Origin of the sequence: Gottfriedia acidiceleris (assembly GCF_050457485.1) — a bacterium.
In the GTDB taxonomy this organism is placed as follows: domain Bacteria; phylum Bacillota; class Bacilli; order Bacillales; family Bacillaceae_G; genus Gottfriedia; species Gottfriedia acidiceleris_D.
On record NZ_JBCMJM010000019.1, the window covers coordinates 1 to 21,276 of the forward strand.

Sequence of the window (21,276 nt, forward strand, 5' to 3'; positions counted from 1 at the left end):
GGAATGAAAGGATGCTCGACTCCTATGGGATAAGCGGGAAGGCTAAAGAATCTCGCCCCATGGAAAGCGAGCATCCTGTAATGGAAATCAACATCACTCTACTCCTTTTACGAAAATTTGGTAATTTAATTGACAAGGTTGTTTTTCAACAGCGTGAAGCTATTAATATATAGCTTCCTTCTTTACTTAATAAATGAAATAATTCCTAAAACAATAATCATTAAACCAGCCATTTTATTTACTAAACCTAAGTGATTTGTAATTTTATTTCGAAACAAACTAACTACACCACTTAAAATAAGCCACCAAGAAACCGCTCCTAAAAAAACACCTATAATTAGTGAAACTGCCGATCCTATTGATGTAGAACTTTGGTCAAAACCTAGTCCTGCAAACATTGCTACAAAGTTTAAAATTGTTACAGGATTTGTGATCATTAATAAAAATGTAGAGAGAAACATACTAACCATGCCTTCACCCTCCAAATTTGCGGCAGTTTTAGCAGGTCTTTTTAGAAAGGTTTTAATTCCTAAATAAAATAAAAATATTGCACCTACGATTCGAAGAACAAATTCCTGCTCAATTAAAAATGATGAAACAATAGAAAAACCAAATGCGGCAATACTAGCGTAAAATAAATTAGCCGAAGATGCGCCTAATCCTGTCATAAATCCAGCTGTTTTTCCCCTAGATATAATTCTTTGTATGCACAATAAACCAATCGGGCCTACAGGTGCAGAAACTGATAAACCTAAAATAAAACTTTTTACTAATAACATGTAAATACCCTCTTACGCTTACTTTACATTAATCCATATAAAGCTATACCACCAAAAATAATAATAATAATACCTGATAAACGGTTAATTAATGTTAAAGACCGATCATTGATCCGAGTTCTAAATAGTCCCACACCACTGCTTAATATTACCCACCATAAACTTGAACCACAAAAAACACCTAATACTAAAATGACAGAGGAAACAATATTGCTATCTGAATTCGAAATTCCTAATCCCGCAAAAATGGCGATAAATGATAGAATCGTCATTGGGTTTGTTAGCGTTAAAAATAAAACGGATAAAAACGCATTAATTATATTTTTCTTCTGCGTATCAGATTGAGTAAAGCTGGCTTTTGAAATAAGTGTTTTTACACCTAAATAACAGAGGAAGAAACCACCGATTAACTGAATCCAAAAATGCTGACCAATCAAAAAATTCATAATGACAGTTAATCCAAAGCCTGCAACTAAGCCATAAATACCATCAGCAGTAGCAGCCCCAAGACCAGAAACTAAACCAACCATTCTTCCATACGCTAGAGTTCTACGGATACACAGTACTCCAATTGGGCCAACAGGTGCAGCAATTGATAGGCCAATTATTAATCCTTTAATATAAAATTCAAGATTCATGTTGCTCTCCCTACTCTATAGAAAATTTATGTTTTTGTAATGGCAGTCGAAAAGTTTCTTTCGTTGTATCCATTACAATTGTTGTTTTTGTTCTTATTACGCCCTTTAACCCTTTTATTTCATGGCTAATTACTCGATCCAAGTCTTTTGTATTTCTACTTATTATTTTTAGTAAATAATCATCTTCACCCGCAATATGGTGACATTCCTGCACTTCCTCTAATTGATTAACAAGCTCTAAAAAAGGAGCTCGATTTTCGGGTCGCTCAAGTGAAACAGCTACAAACGCAGTTAATTCACTTCCAACTTTTTCTGCATCAACTAGCACACCAAATCCTTTAATCACACCTTGTTCAACTAATCGGTTAACACGTTCAGCAGTAGCCGGAGCTGACAAGCCAACCTCACTAGCTAAATCCGCCCACTTAATTCTAGAATTATCCATTAAATGATTAATAATTTTTAAATCGAAAGTATCCATCAACAAAAACCTTCTTTTTGTAAGTATTTATTCCATTTTACTTATTTTATGAAAGTAATTCAATATTTCTCAATAAAAAACTTATAATTATGAGCATTAAAGAATCATATTTACCTACTAGTACTAATAAAATAAAAAAGGAAGACAATCTTTATCGAAAGGGGCGTCATTTTATGAAAAGGGACCCGTTTGAATATCGAAAAAGACTAAGAGAAAAAGAAAGAGAAAGAGAGTCTAACGAAGAAGCAGAAAAAGTGTCTAACGAAGAGGCAGAAGTAAAACAGCCAGAAGAAAAACCTCAAACACATGTACATGAATTTGTAGCTAGTACTAAATTGGCAGAAGAAGATGACGATCGACATAATCATCGCTTTGCTGGAGTTACAAGTGAAGTCATTCCCAAAGGAAGACATAGTCATGTACACCGAATTGTAGTAAATACAGATTTTCTCGATCATCATCACGAAGTTATTATTGAAACCGGCCCTCCTATTCCGGTAGGAAACGGTAAGCATGTTCACTTTGTCAAAGGAATGACAACGATCAATGATGATCATGAACACGATCTGGAATTCGCTACTTTAATTGATAGACCATTAGTTTAATGCAATTGTAAAATTCAATTTATGTATATTTCATTAAGGCATAATATACATAATTTTTATTCTGAATAAATATAGGACCTTTGACTACGCAATATTAAAACACGATGTTGAACCTTCCATAGAAGGCTCTTCATCGTGTTTTTTACGAATATGAAATCCTAAGTATTCCTCAATCCTTCAGTATTCATTAATACAATTCTCCACCCATCTGGGTCTTCAAATGTAAAACTTTTTCCGAGCCAATAAGGATTCTCAGGTTCAACGTCAAAATAACCTATATTATTTAATCGGTTTTTAACAAGATCTATTTCAGCTTTATGAGGTATATAAAATACTAAAAGATTATCCTTTGTTGGGGCAGGACATGGGCTTCCATCAATATGTTGAGTAAATTCTAAATGGTATTCAACATTAGGTAATCCAAACATGATTCCATCGTAACCATTTTGATTTTGAAAACCGCCCACACGTTTTAAGCCTAGCCCTTCTCCATAGAACTTACTTATTTCAGCTAATTGGTTTGTAGGTCTTGCAATTCTAAACTGAACCCAGTTTTTCATTGTCATCACCTTATCCTTTAATAGTTTAATGTTGCCCATTCTTCATTTAGCTTTTTTGATATTTGTGTATAGAGCTTCAATTCTTGAAATAAGCTATCTACTGAATAAGATGTATTTTCTTCTAACGCAGTACCTTCTGATATAAAGTCTGATGGATCAATCACAACTTGTTTTGATAAAACATTTGCATATAATGCTCTTAAAACAATTCTCATATTGTTAAGTGCATTAATTCCACCCTTTCCTCCACCGGATACAGCTAATATTGCAACTGGCTTATCTTTAAAATGCTTACTACCTAAAAAGTCAAAAGCGTTTTTTAATGCTCCGCTCATTCCACCATGATATTCCGGTGTTGCAATGATCATAGCATCAGCATTTTCTAGCTGTGATCTTAGTTTTTGGATATTAGCTATTTCATTTTGCTCTTCTTGACCATTATAAATTGGTAATACCAGTTCACTTAAATCAATTGTTTTTATATTGTATTTTTTCGAGATGATTTTAGTTAATTTACCTGTACGACCTTCTTTTCTTGGACTACCATTAATCATTATAATATTCATATTTTCCACTCCTTTAATTCGTACCTTTAGTATAGTCAATTTATAAAGTCCAGACTTCAGTCATTTGATAGAACTTTTCTACACGTTTAGGAGTATAAAAAAATGAAAAAAATCTACAACTAAAGTTGTAGATTTCAAACTGATAAACGTTCGGTTTCTCGATTATTACGATCTTGACTCATTTTTTGATAAACTTTAATATTTTGATAAACTAATTCAAGTAATTTAGCAGTTATATCCTTTTTCTTTGCAAGTTCTAGTAAATACCCTTGCAAATGATCCCCCTCTACTAATGACCATTTTTCCATATCCCTCTGCAAAGAGGACTTCATATCATAACCAAGAGCATCAATTGATTTCATATGCTCATCCACAATATTTTCAGAAATCGGTGCATCATGGGATCTCATAATATTAGCGCACTCTTCAAATAATTCACGGATAGTAGCTCTTCCACCATCACTTTCTCTAATTGGACCAATTGGGGCACGCATAAGTGACGTAACACCAGACATTACAGTAATAAACAAATATTTATGCCACATATCTCGTTCAATCTGCTTACTATGGACAAAGTCAGCTTTTGAACCGCTAAATGCATCAGCAATTTTTTTAATACGGTCAGTTTCTTTACTTAAGAATTCACCAAATACAAGTCTAGCAGCTTTACTTGTTTGAGCAACTTCCCCGGCTTCATTCAAAGTTGTTTCGATAAAACATAAACCGCCTATAACTTTTTCTTCACCAAATGCCTGCTTTAAAGGATTCAGATGAGCAATACCATTCAAAAGAGGTAAAATAACAGTTTGATCACCTACGAATGGTTTTACATCCAAAATAGCGTCGCTTAAATGATATGACTTAGTCGAGAAAAGTACGATGTCAAAAATCTCGGCAGGACTCTTTGCAGTAATTAGATTCGGTTGAAATGAAAAATCCCCATTCACACTACGAATGACTAAACCATTTTCCTCTAGCTGTTTTTTCCGATTAGCTCGTACAAGAAATGTAACATCTTCTCCCTTTTCTACTAAGCGACCTCCAAAATAGCCGCCAATTCCTCCAGCTCCTAATACAAGAATTCGCATAACACTCTTCCTTTCTATTAAAAATAAAAATCTGTAACTTACTAATGTCTATTTCAAAATCCCATTTCGTACTGCATATAGTGCCAATTGAGTTCGATCTTGAAGCTGGGTCTTGGCTAAAATATTCGAAACATGGGTTTTAACAGTTTTTTCTGTAATAAATAAAGATGCTGCAATTTCTTTATTACTCTTTCCCCTCGTAATCTCCTTCAATACATCCATTTCTCGCTTAGTTAATTTGTCTTGAAATGAATCATCATTCTTCGTTTCTATCTTCCCAGTTAAAGCAGAAACTAATTGCGTTGTAACCTTCGAATGAAACTGTTTTTCCCCGTCATGTATCTTTCGGATCGCGGAAACGAGATCATCTGGGTCACTATCCTTTAAATAATATCCCGCTGCACCTGCCTCAATTGCAGGTAAAATATGATCTTGATCATAAAAACTAGTTAAAATCATTACTTTAACTGCTAAGCCCTCTATTTTTATTCTTTTGGTTGCTTCAATTCCATCAAGAACTGGCATCGCTAAATCCATGATAACAATATCAGGTCTTAGCTCTTTTATTAAGCTTAATGCTTCTTCACCGTTCGATGCTTCCCCAATAACTTCAATATCATCTTGCGTATTTAAGAAGAAAATAAGTCCTCTCCTAACTACATGATGATCATCAGCAATTAATATTTTAATAGACATAAAACTCTCCTTTTTAAAAAGGGATATTCGTCGTAATTTTTGTTCCTTTATTCAAATCACTTTCAACTAAAAACGACCCTTTTATCGATTCGACTCTTTCCTTCATGCTTTTCAAACCTAATGTTGGAATTTGTACATCCTTTGGGCATATAAAACCTACACCTTGATCTCGAATCGTCATTTTTACTTTCTTTGTACTGATTGATAGCTGTAAATATACCGTATTTTGTCCTGAATGTTTTCTACAATTATTAAACGCTTCCTGACCCACGCGCCATAACGTTTCTTCTATTTTAGAAGGTAATATCGTTGTTCCTTTTACATTACTAATTACTTTTAATCCTAGCATTTCACCATAGTTAATTAATGCACTAACTATTCCTTTTTCAATACCTTGTGGTCTAAGCTGCCATATTAAAGCTTTCATTTCTGCTTGTGCTTCTTGAGCAATTTGTTGAATATGATTAAATGTATCCTTTAATTTCACATTGTCGGATACATTTGCTCCTGCTTTGGCAGTTATATTAATCGAAAACAATAATTGACTAACTGAGTCGTGTAAGTCCTTTGCAAGACGATTTCTTTCTTGAACCAGCTCAAACTCTTTTACCTGATCTGTTAATTGAATTCGTTTAATTGCTGTTCCAATTTGCAACGCAACTGCACCTAGTAAATTCAATTCTTCCTGATCAAATTTTAATTTATTAGAAGCAGCAACATTTAATAAACCAAATGATTCTTCGCCTGCTTGCAGTGGTACAGTCGCATGATGAGTGACACCATTTGTTTCTCCCCAATTATGAATAATTGAGTCTTCTAATCTTTTACATTCCATAATGTTTGATGCCTTATTAAGTCTTCCGGTATTATATTTATCTACACACCAACAATCTCCATTGCACATTGGCTTAGTCTCTTCGTTCATAAGAGCTGGAGGTAATTCATGTGAAGCGACTAATTCATAGCCCCCATTTTTATCAATTAAAAAAATCCATCCTGTATCTAGACCCGTAACTTGAACTAATTTGGCTAAGGCACAATTGAGGGTACTGTATAGATCAGTACCCTCGTTTAATATTTCAGCAATTTCTTTTAATACTTGTAGCTCTAAAAGAAATGATTCTTTTTTCATACTTATGCTAATTCCTTCATTCGACGATCAAGTTGTTCAAGCACCATCGGCCACGCTTGCTCGTGTTGGTCTCTTGATAATTCATCAGGGAATCCTGCATGTGTCAATCTAATAACTGCTACTCCACTTTCATTTGTTGAAAACTCTACAGTGACTACGGTCTCCGTTTTTGATCCAGAAGTGAACCAAGTAATCTCAACAAGTTGATTTTGCTCAAGCTTTAGAAAGCGACCATAATGCGGATGACGTTTATCTTCAAAGTGCGTCTCAAAGAAAAATACAGAATTAACCTCTGCCTTCATAATCACCGAGCCTGGCGCAGCAAACCAATCACCAAATCTTTTTGTCCAAGCTTCATACAACACATCGATAGTATTTTCCATTACTCGTTCGACAGTGAGACTATGTGGTCTACTCGATAAATCTGGATAACTAATAATATTCATATTAATCCCTCCAAAAGGTAAATAGTTATTCATTTTCATTAATAATAGCTAGCATTTGGTGATCTTCCCATTTCCCATTTATACGTACATTTTTCTTGGCAATTCCCTCTTTATGGAAACCCGCCTTTTCTAATACTCTTATTGAACCAATGTTATGCGGCATTACACCCGCTTCAATGCGATGTAATTTTAATTCATTAAAAGCATATTCTACAACTAACTTTGCAGCTTCAGTTGTATATCCTTTACCGTTTTGTTTTTCATCTAAAGAGTAACCTAAAAAACAACTTTGTAAATCTCCTCTTAATACCTCTGCTAGCATCGTAAAACCTATAAATGCATCTGTTTCCTTTAAAAAGATACCAAAGCCATAATACAAATCATTATCGCATTTCTCTTTAATTGACTTAATGCGATCCTGCTGAGCATCCAAAGTATAGAAACTCTCGTCTTTTATATATGTAAAAGGTTTAAAAAACTCTCTATTTCGAACTTCGTATGATAAAAAATCCTCTGCATCTGCAACTTCTAAATGTCTTAAATAGATATTATTACCAACTAATTTCATCTGTTTCATACACTCCCTTATTTCCCTGCTTTTCCTGACTCATTAAACGCCTGTTGCCCATATTATTCTAGGATCGATTTTACGGACTAAACGAAACGCTATTGGTTTAAAACCATTTTTTGGCCAGAATCTCGAGGATTCTAAATTCGTTATTCTCCAATCTGTTTCGCAAAGTTTATAGCCCTCTCTGTCGGCAAAAGTAAGTCCATGCTGTAATAAGGTCGTACTAACACCCATTCCGCGAGAAGATTCGACCGTTGCTCCTACTACTAAACTAATGCAAGATTCAGGTGTTAATAAATTCTCATCAGATGCTACCGCTGATTCAAATACTTGAAAACCAACAATCTCATTTTGATAGAGCGCTAACCATAACGTTGCCTCTTCATCATTAATAATTTCTGCGTAACCTTCCTGATAGTCATCTCTTTCTTCAATAAACCCTGGTGCAAATACTGGTGACTTCGCTTGGTGTTCCATGATCACTGTTGCTAATTCACGTATTCTTTTTTCATCTTCACTAGTTGCCAATCGAATCTGTATATCTTCAAATTCTTTATCAGATGAAACTGATAAATCACGTATACCATGAACCTGCTCATAGGCAAATCCTAAATGAAGCCAAGCATCTAAAGTAGACTTATTTCCACTTGGTACCATTACGTAATGATTAAACGAACCAAGCTCTACCATTTTCTTGGCAAACTCTACATATAATTCACGATATAATTCTTCATCTTCACTTTCTGCTATAGCCATTCCTGCATATTTAATCCAAGTATGACGTTCTCGATTTTTATCTGTTTGAATTGATCCAATCATATAGCCAACTAACCCGGAATCATTCATCGCTGCAATACCAAAACTATCCTTTTCATTAAAAAGTGCCTCAATAGCTTTCTTAGCATACGTAGCTTCTTCAAATTTAGATGGTAATTCAGGGTTTATACTTCGGTCATACATATGACGGATAGCCAAAAGACTAGCCGCTTCATCTAAGTGTATATTTTCGAACGCGATAAATTTCATAACAAACCTCCTTGGCACTTTTACAAGTGAAACCGCTTGACAATTTAGAATATTGAATTATGTTTCATTCACTCATTACTAGTTCCATAAAAAGACCATTACTTCCTGCTTATAGCCGGATAATGCTCTCTAATCTAGTAAAATTCAACAACAATCACATGTGTATAGAATATTAGTAAAATCCTTTTTTAATAAATCCTCTTTTTTAATAAAGAAGTTCGCTACACCAACGTCGCCAAACATACATTCAATTGTTTCATCACTATCAATTTGTAATAACAAGATAGAGTGATTTTCAGTTTTTTTAATATATTCTCTTGGATCTGACTGAGTAAAATATGGATATCCTCCAATTCGATGGCCATCTCCACTAAAATACTCAAAATAAAGCTCACCTAGCTCTTCATAATCATCATTGTCAATTTCTGCGTCAAATGGCACATCTAATTCGATTTTTTCGAAGTCCATTGCTTCAGGGGATATTGGTTGGGCTGTTAATTCAAACTTCATTGCAGCTTCTTTTCCAATTGGAAATTCATCTTCTACATCACCTGTTATAAAAGAGAAATCTTCAATCAGGTTTGTTTCATTTATATTTTCATGATAAATCACTCTAAAGCTTTTTTGACTAGTTGGATGATCAAAATCTTGTCCATACAGATCATCAATAGCTATATAAAATTGAAGCAATCCTGACGTTGGAAAATTTTCCATTTTTGGTAAATCAGAATAGTTAATCTGAGCAAGCAATTTCATAGGTTCCCCATTTTCATTCTTTGGATATTCCAAACTAACTGGAAAATAAGGGTCTCCTGAAAACTTACTTTCTATTAAAGAAGTCTTTCTTACTATTGGTTCAATTTCAACTGAATCTTTAACGGTAGACTCAATTGTTTCTTTATAAATTTGTAATTCTTTCGGTAAATTTATTTGTTTAGCCATGAAGCACCTACTTTTGTATATGATAATTAAATCATACCAATTTTCTTAAAATTAACAATTCAATTCTAGCTAAGTCGCTCAATTAAAAGTAAAAAACCACTGTTTATATACAGTGGTTAAAAAATAGTACTTAATGAAATTCTAAAAACTCGACTCTATTCCCAAATGGATCATTTACAAAAAATCGAGTACGACCTTCTATTGGTGGTTCCTCTTTGATTTCAAAATTGAGTTGAAGCAGTTGCTCTCTTAATGCCTCTATGTTTGTAACAATTAAACCGGGATGAGCTTTTTTAGGTGCTATAAAATCTTCTTGAATACTAATATGAATTTCTTGATTACCACAAATAAACCAGCATCCACCTCTGCCTTTTAAATTTTTCGGCTTTGGCAATTCCTTCATACCTAAAATTTCATTATAAAATTTTCTAGCTTCATCCTCTCCACCCTTTGGACAAACTAATTGAATATGATCAATTCCTTTTACTTCAAATGCCATCGATAACACCTCTCCCATTATGAAAAATTTATATCTTTAGATTACCAGAACTATTAAATAAGAAAAGCATTACCTCTATGAAGTAACGCTTTTCCCAATATTCTTACATATTATACTAGCTTTAAGCCATTTGTAATAAGATTCTTTAAAGAATCCTCTTTTCTTAATGCTTCCAATTCAGCTTTTAGCGGCTCCACAATTTGCTCTAATTTAGCATTAACTGTTGCAATTTCAAGTAATTCTAATCGTAATAACCAATCACTTTGGTGTTCACGATTAAGCTCATTATGCACAGCAATTAGTTTAGAAATACAGTCATCACAGAATGTATTCTTTTCTCTAATTACTCTAACTTCTTTATATAATTTTTCTAATTCAGTTAATGGGGCTGGTGTTTCCATTACGAACTCTACTTCTTTAATTGAATCACTAAAGTAAGATGTTGGGTCAGCTGCACCAGGGTATGCTGATTCAACTCGAGAACCAACTGCCATATCAAAAGTTCCCCACTCTTTTTTGAATAATTCTTTTCCTTCGTAAGTAACAGTGCAGTCTTCAAATGAGATTAATGCAACTTTGTCTTCATTTTTAATGATATTCACAATTCTACCGGAAGCGCTTACATCACTTAAGAATTCTAAATCAACAAAGTTTCCTACGACAATGCCTAAATTTTTAAGTGCAGCATCGTCACATTCTTCTAATTCAATATTTCCTTTTAAAAGTCCAATAGGTGTACCAAACCCTTTAGCATGGTAGTCTTTTCCGTGACCTTCTAATTGCTTATTATTTATTGAAAGTGCTGTTTCGCCAGTTGTATTAACGTAAATTGCTTCACCATTTTCATCTTTTAAGATTGCATGAACAATACCAGTTACACTTAATCCAGAATTTAATTCAAATGTAGCAACGCTTTTCGATTTAAGAGCTTTATCTAAGCTTTCTGTTCCACCTACACGGAATGCCATAGTGCTTGCTAATTCTTCAGCACCTTGCATTAACTCATCGAAATCTTTGCATATGAATAATTGTGCTTGCATTTCAGTTATATTTTTCGGTTGTAATGTAGAAGCTTCAATAGAGAAAGGTAGTCTTTCAACTGCATCTGTAAAGCAATGTGTACTTTCACCTACTGATGATAATAAACCAGCGCCGTAAATTTTTGGGTTATCTAGTTCACCAATTAGACCATATTCAACTGTTCTCCAGAATACGCGTGAAATTTTTTCAGCTTCTGAAATTCCAACTATTGCTTTTTGTCTTTCTTCAACTAATTTTTGTGCAGCAGCTTTTTCTTCTGGCGTCGATTTTGGATCTTCCATTACAATCGTTAAATTTCTAACTGCTTCAAATAATTCTTGTTTTTCTTTTGTAGCAAATGCCTTTGCACCAATTGAACCAATTTTTTGTACGTATTCTCTAAATACAGGATCAAATAATATTGGCGCGTGTCCTGCAGCCTCATGAATAATATCTGGAGCAGGTGTATATTCTATATTCGTTATTTGTCTAATTTCAGTTGCGATCGGTAAAATACCATTTGCTAAAAGTTCAAAAAATGCAGCGCCTGGAATTAATCCATTAACGATTCCTGCGCCCCATCCGATTTTTGAAAGGCACTCGTTCATTTCAGCTACATTTGGAATTTTTTCCGTTTCAATTCCTGACATCTTTAGTCCATCGACAAATGCAGAATGTGCTTTATCTTTTAATGCGTGATGATTTTGTCTCATTACATATCGCCATACAGCATGATCAATTGGCGTGTAAAGATCATAATTTTGCTCCGATAAGTATTGCTTTAAATGAGGTGGTATTATTTTTGTTTCAAAAGTTGCTTCTTTCATGTCATCAATTCCCCTTTTTAAAAATTATTTCACTTAAAAATCTATTACTCTACTTTCTTAAAAATACCCGTTCTATCTATATCTTGCTAAAAGCTTTTTTTGAGCATTTTTAAGCAAGTTTCCATCATTTAACCATTTCTACTTTTTCCAAATTACTCCTTCTTTCTACAAAATCTTTTTTTATTCGGTATTTATAGTCGTAATCAACCAAACACATCACTCCTTTCAAACACGAAATGTGGAAGGCGTTTGCTCAGCCCCGACAAGCATAAGACAAAGGCCGATAAAGGTTGGTTTTTACCTTTATTGGACTTTGGCTTATGACCTCGAGGGGCTAACGCCTGGAACTAGACAACTCAAAACAAGACAAGCTTGTTTTTCCCAAAAGTTCTCACCACATTTGTAGCTTATTCCGTCACATCTATACATGCACACAGGATTTTTTTACATAAAAAAATCCCTACTGTTTGCACAGTAGGGACGAACTTTAAATTCGCGGTACCACCCTAGTTATTAGCTGTTTTACTAAAACTTACTAATATCTTCATTTCATAACGGCTCTTCACCGTCTTCCCCTCACAATTCGTTTCGAAGAAGATGCTCGTGGATTGTAATTCATGTCGTTTTATGTACTGATTTGCACCAACCATCAGCTCTCTGTTACAGGGAAAACTTCACTACTTTAGTTCCATTCATTGCTTATTATTTAATTAAATTATTTTCTTAAAATAAAAAAGTCCCTACTGTTTGCACAGTAGGGACGAAATAGTCTATTCGCGGTACCACCCTAAATTATTAGTATTAAAAACAATACTAATATCTTCATTTCATAACGGCTCTTCACCGTCTTCCCCTCACAATTCGTTTCGAGGAAGATGCTCTAGGATCGTAATTCATGTGTTCTATGTACTGGTTTGCAGCAACCACCAGCTCTCTGTTACAGGGAAAACTCCACTACTAAAATTCCTATCATTGCTTTTCGTGATTCAATTAATACATACTTTATTCCTATTTTTCGTAAATGTCAATACTTAGCCATATTATTTTTTTTGAAGTTTTTATTATTTTAATATAATCAAACCCCTTACCTATAGGAATATCTAATTAGAAATATATACTTTAGACTCACAAACTAAATGTTAAATACCTATCTCGATTTTATAGTAGTAACACACTTTTTCTGTCTAGCCTAAACAAGGATTTGGCAATAAATAAAACGAAAAAGTCTATTATCTATGTTATTTACTAGTACCATAATATTTTTTCATGCCAAAGTTATTTTCACTCTTTAATATTTACTTAATTTCCCGTTAGAAAATTTACACCTATTTCAACTAGCTTCATCTTTTTGGAAGAAAAGAAATAATGTTATATTAATAAAATTTATCTCCGGCACATGGACTAACTTCTCTAATAAATGTCTAGATATGTTTCCTTTTATTGAGTTAACTAACATAAGGTATCTGTGTTTGAGCAAACATACTGCATTTTAAATTTACATGCACTCTTAATTAAATTATACAGGAAAAAAATTATAGTTTTGAAAGGAGGGTAATCGTATTCGAATTACTCTTTTTTATTTAATTGGGGACTCCCTTCATTTAAATTTTCTCAAAATTAATGATTTTGTACCCTTTAAATTTAATCATATTGACAATCTACTTTTATAAAATATAATTAATTTATAATATGTTAACTAATAAATCAAATAAGTTAACATAAAGAGAGGGAGATTTTGTAATGCAACAAGAAAGATTAAAAATGCTTATTAATTCAGCTTTATTTGCAGCAATTATTGGTATTCTATCTCAAGTATCTATTCCTTTGCCCTTTTCTCCTGTTCCAATCACAGGACAAACATTAGCAATCGGCTTAGCGGCTACGATTTTAGGTAAGAAATACGGAACAATTTCGTTACTTCTTTATTTAGCACTTGGCGCAATCGGAATCCCAGTTTTCGCAGGTGGTGCTGCGGGGTTTGGTGTACTAGTCGGTTCAACAGGTGGTTATTTAATTGGATTTATTCCAACTATTTTCATCATCGCTTACTATATTGAAAAAACTAAGTTCACGGTCTTAAATGCAATGATTGCAAACACAATCGGAATGTTTGTAACGTTAATATTTGGTACTGTGTGGTTAAAAATTGCTGCTTCTCTAAGTTGGCACGATGCAATGGCTTTCGGTTTTTATCCTTTCATTATTCTTGGATTAGTTAAAGCCTACGTAGCATCTGCATTAGGTGTTATTATTGGAAAACGTTTAGCAAAAGCTAATTTATTAAAACGTGATGAAATTTCAGCTTAATACAAAAAGAGCTCATTTTTATGAAGTGAGCTCTTTTTTATATTAAAAGGTTATTTCATTGAACATCAACAGCTTTAACGACTGATCGATCTCCTTTTTGTTGGACTGTAACAATATACTTAGATTCGCCTTGATTGTATTTGTCCATTTGGCTTTCAGGAATGTAAAAACGACCTAGATTATGGTTGATTACAATTTCTTCGTCTTCTTCTAAAAATACGTATTGAATAGTTGCTTTAATGTATTTTAAATGTTTTGGACGATGATCCGTTACATAATCTAATTGATAAATATCGTTTTGTCCCTTTTGAAAGACAATATAAACTTTTTCCCCTTCTTTCGGCTTACCTTTACCTTTCCAATCCTTCATTGTTATTGAGTCAAAATCATAAGATAGGGCTGCATAATGTCCTAATAAAGGTTCCACTGGATCCAAACTTTCTGATTTTATTTTAAACGTATCGGCTGATTGCTTAAAGTACATGATGTTTCCAAGTAAAGCTAGTAATAAAATAAATTGAATGATTGAAAGCAAAAGTAATTTCTTCTTATTTTGCATGTTCATCACCTCTTGCTTTTCTCGATTGGATATAGACAAAATATAGAACTACTGCAAGGATAATAAACACAATTGATTTACTTATAAATGAAATGGCAAATCCTGTATAAATTCCAATAACGAGTGAAGCAAATGTAATGAAGCCTATAATAATGCTTCCTTTTTCCTGATTTGAAACACCTTTAAATAAACGTATGCATGAGTACGTGAATAAGATCAGGACACCTACAATCATATTAGCTAATTCATTTTGAACCCCTATAGTTGGTAATAAAAATATAAATAAGAAGATCCAAAGATAATTTTTAATTGGTTCATTACCTTTCCACTTCTTGTACGCAGTATAGATTGCTAATAAGAGAATTAATAGAATAATAGTATTAAAAAATGGCACTGCTATCGGCTTTAATAATCCATATGAAAATTCATTTTGTAACTCATGAACTACATCATATGCTTCTCCAAAAATTGTAATGATAAATGTGTCTATCCATACAAATAGGGTAAATACAGGTAACAAAACATAATTGATTACACCACGCTCATTTAAGTACCAAAGAATAAATACTATTAGAATAATCGGCGTCATATACTCACGATCTGAAAATGTTTGGAAAAACATAATGATAATATAACCTAGAAATGTATAATTAAAGCTAGCATTCCAGCGGTTCTTCATAATTTTTAAGAAGTAAATTGAGCAAAGTAACAAAGGAATTTGAAGAAGATAAACATGTGCCGTTTCTATTCCAGCACTATAGCTCAAACTAAAAAATCCGATTCCTAAGAAAAGATAATAAAACATGTTATGCTTTAACACATAATAGTAAAGGAATGCGAGCATTGTCCAAGTGATTAGAAAGACTGGACTGTCACTGGAAAACTGATACATTTGTACAATTAAAACGAATGCGCATGCGTACCCGATTACGTTAATAAAGTTTAAACAATGACCAAACAATTCTTTGCCTTTTTGATAACTTATAAATGCAACTGCATGGAAAACAAATAATGTTATAAAAATAATAACTAACCTTACCGTTTGGCTATATTCGTTCCAGTTACTACCAACAAGTGCTAAAATCGAAAATGCAACAAGTAATGCAATTAAAAATGGAACAATATTCCCTAAAAACGACTGCTTTTCAGCATTAGTTCGGTGTCTTTCATACTCTAATATTCGATTTAATGAACCTTCGTCTAGTAAGTTGTGCTTGTGCCATTCTTTCAGCTTTTGATCTAATTTACTCATTTAATTATGCCCCCCTTCTAATAGCAGCTTATAAAACTGCTTCCATTATTATTATAATTTCTTAATAAAACATTAATTACCTCTAAATCTAAAATATTATTAAAAACGACTATTAATCTTGATAAATCAAACGTTTGTTTAATTCATTAATTCCTAGACGTAACTCCCATTTTTCACTAAATCTAATTATTTTAGTAGAAAAAACATTAATTTTTGTTGTATTATGGTTTGCTTTAACTGTTTATTTGCAGTTTTGTTGATTTTAATTGCACTTTTGCCTTTTTTATTTGCACTTCTCTGATTTTATTTACACTTTTGTCTTTTTTATTTGCACTTCCTATTACTATTTGCACTTACACGCTATTTATTTGCACCTTACATGTCTCTTTTACACGCTACCCTACTATACCCCTCTCTCCTATTCCAAAACAAAAAACAGCCCTATCTCTAGGGCTGTTTCGTCAACTATTATACTGGATAAACACCATGCTTTTTCGTAGCAGGAGTTTCATATGATTCTGAGTAATATGCAAAACGTTTAATTAGCTCTGTACGTAGCTCTTCTGGTTGAATGACTACATCTACTACTAGCTCAGATGCTAGGCGGTAAATATCGATATCTTCAGCATACTCTTTACGTTTTTCTTGGATAAAGGTAGCTTGTTCTTCTTTAGGTAAGCTTGCAATTTTCTTTGCATATACTGCGTTTACTGCTGCTTCAGGACCCATTACAGCGATTTGAGCTGATGGGAATGCAATTACACAGTCTGTTTCAAATGCAGGGCCTGCCATTGCGTAAAGTCCAGCACCGTATGCTTTACGAACGATAACTGAGATTTTTGGAACAGATGCATTACTCATGCTATAAAGCATTTTTGCACCATGGCGGATAATCCCTGCACGCTCTACTTTTGTACCAATCATGAAACCAGGTACGTCCATTAAGAATAATAAAGGAATATGGTAAGCATCACATAAATTAATAAATTTAGCTGCTTTATCCGCTGAATCATGGAATAATACGCCACCTTTAACTCTCGGTTGGTTAGCGATAATTCCTACGCTACGTCCATCTAATCTAGCAAAACCAGTCACTAGTTCAGGGGCAAATAGCTTTTTAATTTCAAAGAATGAATCTTCATCAACTACTCGGTCGATAAATTCATAAATAGAAAAAGGTACGTTTTGATTGCTTGGTATAATTTCTGCTAAAGACTTCTCCTTTTGAACAGGATTTTTAGCCTCAACAACAGGAGCCCCTTGCTTGAAATTAGTTGGTAAATAAGATAAATAATCTTTTAACTTAGCAATCGCTTCTTCTTCTGACTCACACAATACATCTCCGCATCCTGAAACTGAACAGTGCATTCTAGCTCCACCCATTTCTTCGAGTGTAACTTTTTCACCAATTACCATTTCAGCCATACGAGGTGAACCTAAGTACATTGAAGAATTACCTTCAACCATAAATACAGAATCACAGAAAGCAGGAATATAAGCTCCACCTGCAGCAGAAGGTCCAAATAATAAGCAGATTTGAGGTACTTGACCTGATAGCTTAATTTGGTTGTGGAATATACGTCCAGCACCGCGTCTACCTGGGAACATAAATACTTGATCAGTAATACGTGCTCCTGCAGAATCCACTAAATAAATTAGAGGTACTAGCATTTTTAAACATGTTTCTTGAATGCGAATAATCTTTTCAACTGTTTTTTCGCCCCATGAACCTGCTTTTACAGTTGAATCATTCGCCATTACACATACAGTACGGCCATTAATTTTACCAATTCCTGTTACGATGCCATCTGCTGGAAATTCATCATTCATACAGTTCGCAAAGAAACCATCTTCCACAAAACTGTCTTTATCTAAAAGTTGATTAATTCTTTCTCTTGCAAAGAGTTTACCAATTTTGGCATTGCTCTCATGATATTTTTCTTTCCCACCAGAAAGTATTTGTTCTTTTCGAGCTTGATATGTTGCTTCGTTTGACATGCAATTACTCTCCTTTATATTGCGGCTTACGCTTTTCTTGAAATGCTACTAATCCTTCCATACGGTCGTTTGTATGCAGTAAAGTTTCATATTCATAAGTTTCTAATCTTAACCCTAAATCTAAAGGAAGATCGAAACCACGTTGAATCGCCTTTTTTGCTGCACGGATTGCTAGAGGACCTTTACTTGCGATTGTTTCGCATATTTCAAGCGCCTTATTTTGTAATTCATCTATTTCAACAACATGTTCTAGAATGCCGTAGCCTTCAGCCTCATGTGCATTTAAACGTTTGCCAGTAAAGATTAGTTCCTTCGCTCTTCCAAGTCCAATTAAACGTGGGAGTCTTTGTGTACCACCAGCACCTGGAATAATCGCTAAAGATGTTTCTGGTAAACCGACGATTGCTTCTTTATGAGCAATTCTTAAATCACACGCTAAAGCAAGTTCAAGTCCTCCACCTAGGGCAACTCCATTGATTGCTGCTATTGTTGGCATAGGTAATCTTTCAACTTTTTCAAAAAGTGTCCCGATTTTTTCAACAGTTTCTCGAGCCTCACTCTCAGTCATGCCTCTTCTTTCTTTTAAATCAGCACCACTACAGAAGTAAGATGATCCACTACCAGTAAATATGACAGCACGTACAGATGATTTCTTTAACTCATCCATTTGGCCATGAAGAGCATCTAGTAACTCACGTGATAATGAATTAGCTGCATTTGTACGATTTAATGTAAGAATTCTAATATGACCGATATCACTTACTAATAAACTTGATTCCATTTAAATACTCTCCTTTGAACCATTCCATACGGAAAATAGCTTACTAACTGGTGTTAAGTTCATTTGTTCAGAGATATATGAAGTAGCCTGATGAAGTTTCTTTTCATCCACATTAGTTGTAATACCTAAATTATGAAGTAATGAAACAACATCTTCCGTAGCTACATTACCACTAGCTCCTGGTGCATATGGACAACCACCTAGTCCACCATTTGATGAATCAAATTTTTCAATTCCAAATAGTAAAGAAGTATATAGGTTTGCAACAGCACGACCATATGTATCATGGAAATGCATAGCAATTCGATTAACTGGTACTTCTTTAACTAGATTTTCTAAAAATTGATATACCTGATGCGGATTAGCAATTCCGATTGTGTCGCCTAAGGAAATTTCATCTACTCCACAATCAAGTAATTGGTTTGCAAGATTGATCACCTTCATTTGGTCTACAGCACCCTCATATGGGCAACCAAATACAGTTGAAATATACGCTCTAGTAGTCTTTTTATTATTTTTACATTCCGTAATCATTGAGCGAATATCGCTCATTGAATGTTCGATGCTCGCATTTTTATTTTTTAAATTATGTGTTTCGCTAGCAGAAACAAAGAAATTAATTTCATCTGCATCTACTTCAAATGCACTCATTAACCCTCTTTTATTAGGAACAAGAGCTGCATAAGTAACCCCATCTTTTTTCTTAAGCTTCGTAAATAGATCTACCGAGTCACTTAATTGAGGAATCCAGTCTGGTCTCACAAACGAAGAAACTTCAATATAAGACAAACCACTTTCTACTAATAAATCGATCCACTCAAGCTTCTTTTCAGTTGAAACAAACTGTTTTTCATTTTGCAAACCATCACGTGGACCTACTTCTCTTATAAAAGCCGATTGAGGTAGCTTCATCACTAATAACTCCTAACCTAGTTTTTCAACTTGAATTAAAGAGTCGCCCTCGTTTACAAAATCGCCTTCGTTAACGAACACATTTACGACTTTACATTTATAAGGAGCAGCATGCGGAATTTCCATTTTCATAGATTCTAAGATTACATAATCTTGATCACTACTAATTTCGTCCCCTACAGATACAAGACATTTCCATACGCTTCCAGCCATCATTGCAGTTAAGTTTTCCATATCTAATTACCTCATTTCACCTTTTGATATTCACTAATAAAGCTCGTTGTATAATCGCCTTCTTGGAATGCATTCGTTGATAGAATATCAATCAAAAATGGCACATTTGTTTTAATACCTTCAATTTCTACCTTTTTAAGATAATTCTGCAGTTGAATTACTGCTTCTTTTCTTGTATTAGCCGTAACAATTACTTTCGCTAATAGTGGATCATAAAACGGTGATACAACCCATCCATCATAAAGATGCGTATCAATACGTACACCAATCTCCTCTGGGAAGTTACAGTGTTGAATTGTTCCTGGCGATGGGAAGAAAGTTTTAGGATCCTCAGCATATACCCTTACTTCGATAGAGTGACCATTCATTTCTACATGAGTTGGACGAATTGGAAGTGTTTCACCAAATGTGATACGGAACTGCCATTCAACTAGATCAATTCCTGTAATTCCTTCCGTTACACCGTGTTCAACTTGTAATCTAGTATTCATTTCTAAGAAATAAATATTTTCTTTTTCATCAACTAAAAATTCAATTGTCCCCACGTTTACATATTTCATTTGATTAGCAATCGTAAGGGCATATTCTTCAAGTTTCTTTCTACCTTGTGGAGAAAGGAACGGTGATGGTGCTTCCTCAACAACTTTTTGGTTTCTTCTTTGAATTGAACAATCTCTTTCAAATAAGAAAACAGCGTTGCCATGTGTATCAGCAGCGATTTGTGCTTCAATATGTCTTGGTTTAATAATCGCTTTTTCAATGAATACATCATCATTCGCAAAAAATTGAAGTGCTCTCGTTTGTGTTGTTAAAAACTCTTTTTCTAGCTGTGCTTCGTTTTCGATTAACTTCATACCAATACCGCCGCCACCACTAGAAGCTTTTAACATAACAGGATAGCCAATTTGTTCTGCTATTTCTCTCGCTTCTTCAACTGATTGAATTGGGTGAGAATTTCCTTTAATTAATGGAATGTTTAATTGTTCCATTATTTGTCTAGCTCTAATTTTTTCGCCCATCATCTCTAGATGTTCTGGCTTAGGACCAACAAATAAAATGCCCGCTTCTTTACATTTTCTAGCGAAATCGCTATTTTCTGATAAGAAGCCATATCCAGGATGAATTGCTGTTACATTATTTTCTTTTGCAATTTTTATAATTAAATCAGCGTTTAAATACGTATCTTTTGTATGATTCCCTTTTAAAGAAAAAGCTTCATCACTTAACTTAACATGCAAACTTTCTTTATCAGCATCTGAATAAACTGCCACAGTTTGATAACGAAGCTTTTTACATGTTTCGATAATTCTACATGCGATTTCCCCGCGGTTTGCAATAAGTATTTTGATCATATTCT

General features: G+C 33.8%; 23 protein-coding genes and 2 other annotated features. Of the genes, 2 read left to right on the forward strand and 21 right to left on the reverse strand.

Annotation, left to right across the window (positions count from 1 at the left end; all coding sequences use genetic code 11):
- Window positions 1–182: 182 nt before the first annotated feature.
- The 3 genes from ABEY15_RS20115 to ABEY15_RS20125 are packed head-to-tail and all read right to left on the reverse strand — an operon-like array spanning window position 183 to window position 1,898.
- Window positions 183–779 carry a LysE family translocator gene (locus ABEY15_RS20115; RefSeq protein ID WP_429891845.1) on the reverse strand — a complete coding sequence of 199 codons (597 nt, stop codon included), beginning with the start codon at window positions 777–779 and terminating at the stop codon, window positions 183–185.
- A gap of 23 nt (window positions 780–802) precedes the next feature.
- On the reverse strand, window positions 803–1,417 hold the full coding sequence (locus ABEY15_RS20120; RefSeq protein ID WP_429891846.1) for a LysE family translocator: 615 nt from the start codon (window positions 1,415–1,417) through the stop codon (window positions 803–805).
- A 10-nt stretch (window positions 1,418–1,427) separates the two neighbouring features.
- Complete coding sequence (locus ABEY15_RS20125; RefSeq protein ID WP_429891847.1) at window positions 1,428–1,898, reverse strand: Lrp/AsnC family transcriptional regulator; 471 nt, start codon at window positions 1,896–1,898, stop codon at window positions 1,428–1,430.
- A gap of 173 nt (window positions 1,899–2,071) precedes the next feature.
- On the opposite strand from ABEY15_RS20125, the gene ABEY15_RS20130 reads away from it, so the two are divergent.
- Window positions 2,072–2,503 (forward strand): YmaF family protein, encoded by a 432-nt coding sequence (locus tag ABEY15_RS20130; protein WP_429891849.1) that lies wholly within the window; start codon window positions 2,072–2,074, stop codon window positions 2,501–2,503.
- A 158-nt stretch (window positions 2,504–2,661) separates the two neighbouring features.
- Here ABEY15_RS20130 and ABEY15_RS20135 read toward each other — a convergent pair whose 3' ends face one another.
- The 11 genes from ABEY15_RS20135 to ABEY15_RS20185 all read right to left on the reverse strand — a co-directional run bounded on the left by ABEY15_RS20135 (window position 2,662) and on the right by ABEY15_RS20185 (window position 11,876).
- Entirely contained in the window at window positions 2,662–3,063 is a 402-nt protein-coding gene (locus ABEY15_RS20135; RefSeq protein WP_429891850.1) for a VOC family protein, read from the reverse strand.
- Between the two features lie 17 nt (window positions 3,064–3,080).
- On the reverse strand, window positions 3,081–3,629 hold the full coding sequence (locus tag ABEY15_RS20140; RefSeq protein ID WP_429891851.1) for an NADPH-dependent FMN reductase: 549 nt from the start codon (window positions 3,627–3,629) through the stop codon (window positions 3,081–3,083).
- 134 nt (window positions 3,630–3,763) lie between these two features.
- Window positions 3,764–4,717, reverse strand: coding sequence for a ketopantoate reductase family protein (locus tag ABEY15_RS20145; protein ID WP_429891852.1), 954 nt, complete (start codon window positions 4,715–4,717; stop codon window positions 3,764–3,766).
- A 48-nt stretch (window positions 4,718–4,765) separates the two neighbouring features.
- Complete coding sequence (locus ABEY15_RS20150) at window positions 4,766–5,413, reverse strand: response regulator (RefSeq protein WP_429891853.1); 648 nt, start codon at window positions 5,411–5,413, stop codon at window positions 4,766–4,768.
- A gap of 13 nt (window positions 5,414–5,426) precedes the next feature.
- Window positions 5,427–6,545, reverse strand: coding sequence for a GAF domain-containing sensor histidine kinase (locus ABEY15_RS20155; RefSeq protein ID WP_429891854.1), 1,119 nt, complete (start codon window positions 6,543–6,545; stop codon window positions 5,427–5,429).
- A 2-nt stretch (window positions 6,546–6,547) separates the two neighbouring features.
- Window positions 6,548–6,991 (reverse strand): SRPBCC family protein, encoded by a 444-nt coding sequence (locus ABEY15_RS20160; RefSeq protein ID WP_429891856.1) that lies wholly within the window; start codon window positions 6,989–6,991, stop codon window positions 6,548–6,550.
- 25 nt (window positions 6,992–7,016) lie between these two features.
- Window positions 7,017–7,559, reverse strand: a complete 543-nt coding sequence (locus tag ABEY15_RS20165) for a GNAT family N-acetyltransferase (RefSeq protein ID WP_429891907.1) — start codon at window positions 7,557–7,559, stop codon at window positions 7,017–7,019.
- Window positions 7,560–7,601: 42 nt separating this feature from the next.
- Window positions 7,602–8,588, reverse strand: coding sequence for a GNAT family N-acetyltransferase (locus ABEY15_RS20170; RefSeq protein WP_429891857.1), 987 nt, complete (start codon window positions 8,586–8,588; stop codon window positions 7,602–7,604).
- Between the two features lie 144 nt (window positions 8,589–8,732).
- A complete protein-coding gene (locus ABEY15_RS20175; protein WP_429891858.1) occupies window positions 8,733–9,530 on the reverse strand; it encodes a YwqG family protein in 798 nt (265 codons plus the stop codon).
- Between the two features lie 130 nt (window positions 9,531–9,660).
- A complete protein-coding gene (locus ABEY15_RS20180; protein WP_429891859.1) occupies window positions 9,661–10,029 on the reverse strand; it encodes a VOC family protein in 369 nt (122 codons plus the stop codon).
- Between the two features lie 110 nt (window positions 10,030–10,139).
- Window positions 10,140–11,876 carry an aromatic amino acid hydroxylase gene (locus ABEY15_RS20185; protein WP_429891860.1) on the reverse strand — a complete coding sequence of 579 codons (1,737 nt, stop codon included), beginning with the start codon at window positions 11,874–11,876 and terminating at the stop codon, window positions 10,140–10,142.
- A gap of 473 nt (window positions 11,877–12,349) precedes the next feature.
- Window positions 12,350–12,581: a binding site (T-box leader), on the reverse strand.
- A 48-nt stretch (window positions 12,582–12,629) separates the two neighbouring features.
- Window positions 12,630–12,858 (reverse strand) — a binding site (T-box leader).
- Between the two features lie 758 nt (window positions 12,859–13,616).
- On the opposite strand from ABEY15_RS20185, the gene ABEY15_RS20190 reads away from it, so the two are divergent.
- Entirely contained in the window at window positions 13,617–14,183 is a 567-nt protein-coding gene (locus ABEY15_RS20190; RefSeq protein ID WP_069034947.1) for a biotin transporter BioY, read from the forward strand.
- A 55-nt stretch (window positions 14,184–14,238) separates the two neighbouring features.
- Here the strand turns inward: ABEY15_RS20190 and ABEY15_RS20195 are convergent, their stop codons facing one another.
- The 7 genes from ABEY15_RS20195 to ABEY15_RS20225 all read right to left on the reverse strand — a co-directional run bounded on the left by ABEY15_RS20195 (window position 14,239) and on the right by ABEY15_RS20225 (window position 21,271).
- Window positions 14,239–14,742, reverse strand: coding sequence for a GDYXXLXY domain-containing protein (locus ABEY15_RS20195; RefSeq protein ID WP_429891861.1), 504 nt, complete (start codon window positions 14,740–14,742; stop codon window positions 14,239–14,241).
- Window positions 14,732–15,994 carry a DUF2157 domain-containing protein gene (locus ABEY15_RS20200; protein WP_429891862.1) on the reverse strand — a complete coding sequence of 421 codons (1,263 nt, stop codon included), beginning with the start codon at window positions 15,992–15,994 and terminating at the stop codon, window positions 14,732–14,734. Before ABEY15_RS20200 ends, ABEY15_RS20195 begins: the two co-directional genes overlap by 11 nt.
- 468 nt (window positions 15,995–16,462) lie before the next feature.
- The gene (locus ABEY15_RS20205; RefSeq protein WP_429891863.1) at window positions 16,463–17,992 is read right to left on the reverse strand and encodes an acyl-CoA carboxylase subunit beta; all 1,530 of its coding nucleotides are present in this window, start codon (window positions 17,990–17,992) and stop codon (window positions 16,463–16,465) included.
- 4 nt (window positions 17,993–17,996) lie between these two features.
- The gene (locus ABEY15_RS20210) at window positions 17,997–18,773 is read right to left on the reverse strand and encodes an enoyl-CoA hydratase-related protein (RefSeq protein ID WP_025671249.1); all 777 of its coding nucleotides are present in this window, start codon (window positions 18,771–18,773) and stop codon (window positions 17,997–17,999) included.
- On the reverse strand, window positions 18,774–19,685 hold the full coding sequence (locus ABEY15_RS20215) for a hydroxymethylglutaryl-CoA lyase (protein WP_429891864.1): 912 nt from the start codon (window positions 19,683–19,685) through the stop codon (window positions 18,774–18,776). It lies immediately after the preceding gene.
- A 12-nt stretch (window positions 19,686–19,697) separates the two neighbouring features.
- Window positions 19,698–19,919, reverse strand: coding sequence for an acetyl-CoA carboxylase biotin carboxyl carrier protein subunit (locus tag ABEY15_RS20220; protein WP_025568303.1), 222 nt, complete (start codon window positions 19,917–19,919; stop codon window positions 19,698–19,700).
- A gap of 11 nt (window positions 19,920–19,930) precedes the next feature.
- On the reverse strand, window positions 19,931–21,271 hold the full coding sequence (locus ABEY15_RS20225; RefSeq protein WP_429891865.1) for an acetyl-CoA carboxylase biotin carboxylase subunit: 1,341 nt from the start codon (window positions 21,269–21,271) through the stop codon (window positions 19,931–19,933).
- Between the last annotated feature and the right edge of the window lie 5 nt (window positions 21,272–21,276).

Excerpts from the sequence above, each read along its gene's own strand:
- ABEY15_RS20225 (WP_429891865.1), bottom strand. The coding sequence starts at position 21,271 with ATGATCAAAATACTTATTGCAAACCGCGGGGAAATCGCATGTAGAATT.
- ABEY15_RS20140 (WP_429891851.1), bottom strand. The coding sequence starts at position 3,629 with ATGAATATTATAATGATTAATGGTAGTCCAAGAAAAGAAGGTCGTACA.
- ABEY15_RS20145 (WP_429891852.1), bottom strand. The coding sequence starts at position 4,717 with ATGCGAATTCTTGTATTAGGAGCTGGAGGAATTGGCGGCTATTTTGGA.
- ABEY15_RS20160 (WP_429891856.1), bottom strand. The coding sequence starts at position 6,991 with ATGAATATTATTAGTTATCCAGATTTATCGAGTAGACCACATAGTCTC.
- ABEY15_RS20150 (WP_429891853.1), bottom strand. The coding sequence starts at position 5,413 with ATGTCTATTAAAATATTAATTGCTGATGATCATCATGTAGTTAGGAGA.
- ABEY15_RS20170 (WP_429891857.1), bottom strand. The coding sequence starts at position 8,588 with ATGAAATTTATCGCGTTCGAAAATATACACTTAGATGAAGCGGCTAGT.
- ABEY15_RS20195 (WP_429891861.1), bottom strand. The coding sequence starts at position 14,742 with ATGCAAAATAAGAAGAAATTACTTTTGCTTTCAATCATTCAATTTATT.
- ABEY15_RS20175 (WP_429891858.1), bottom strand. The coding sequence starts at position 9,530 with ATGGCTAAACAAATAAATTTACCGAAAGAATTACAAATTTATAAAGAA.
- ABEY15_RS20125 (WP_429891847.1), bottom strand. The coding sequence starts at position 1,898 with ATGGATACTTTCGATTTAAAAATTATTAATCATTTAATGGATAATTCT.
- ABEY15_RS20205 (WP_429891863.1), bottom strand. The coding sequence starts at position 17,992 with ATGTCAAACGAAGCAACATATCAAGCTCGAAAAGAACAAATACTTTCT.
- ABEY15_RS20120 (WP_429891846.1), bottom strand. The coding sequence starts at position 1,417 with ATGAATCTTGAATTTTATATTAAAGGATTAATAATTGGCCTATCAATT.
- ABEY15_RS20220 (WP_025568303.1), bottom strand. The coding sequence starts at position 19,919 with ATGGAAAACTTAACTGCAATGATGGCTGGAAGCGTATGGAAATGTCTT.
- ABEY15_RS20200 (WP_429891862.1), bottom strand. The coding sequence starts at position 15,994 with ATGAGTAAATTAGATCAAAAGCTGAAAGAATGGCACAAGCACAACTTA.
- ABEY15_RS20210 (WP_025671249.1), bottom strand. The coding sequence starts at position 18,773 with ATGGAATCAAGTTTATTAGTAAGTGATATCGGTCATATTAGAATTCTT.
- ABEY15_RS20115 (WP_429891845.1), bottom strand. The coding sequence starts at position 779 with ATGTTATTAGTAAAAAGTTTTATTTTAGGTTTATCAGTTTCTGCACCT.
- ABEY15_RS20185 (WP_429891860.1), bottom strand. The coding sequence starts at position 11,876 with ATGAAAGAAGCAACTTTTGAAACAAAAATAATACCACCTCATTTAAAG.
- ABEY15_RS20165 (WP_429891907.1), bottom strand. The coding sequence starts at position 7,559 with ATGAAATTAGTTGGTAATAATATCTATTTAAGACATTTAGAAGTTGCA.
- ABEY15_RS20190 (WP_069034947.1), top strand. The coding sequence starts at position 13,617 with ATGCAACAAGAAAGATTAAAAATGCTTATTAATTCAGCTTTATTTGCA.
- ABEY15_RS20215 (WP_429891864.1), bottom strand. The coding sequence starts at position 19,685 with ATGAAGCTACCTCAATCGGCTTTTATAAGAGAAGTAGGTCCACGTGAT.
- ABEY15_RS20135 (WP_429891850.1), bottom strand. The coding sequence starts at position 3,063 with ATGAAAAACTGGGTTCAGTTTAGAATTGCAAGACCTACAAACCAATTA.
- ABEY15_RS20155 (WP_429891854.1), bottom strand. The coding sequence starts at position 6,545 with ATGAAAAAAGAATCATTTCTTTTAGAGCTACAAGTATTAAAAGAAATT.
- ABEY15_RS20130 (WP_429891849.1), top strand. The coding sequence starts at position 2,072 with ATGAAAAGGGACCCGTTTGAATATCGAAAAAGACTAAGAGAAAAAGAA.
- ABEY15_RS20180 (WP_429891859.1), bottom strand. The coding sequence starts at position 10,029 with ATGGCATTTGAAGTAAAAGGAATTGATCATATTCAATTAGTTTGTCCA.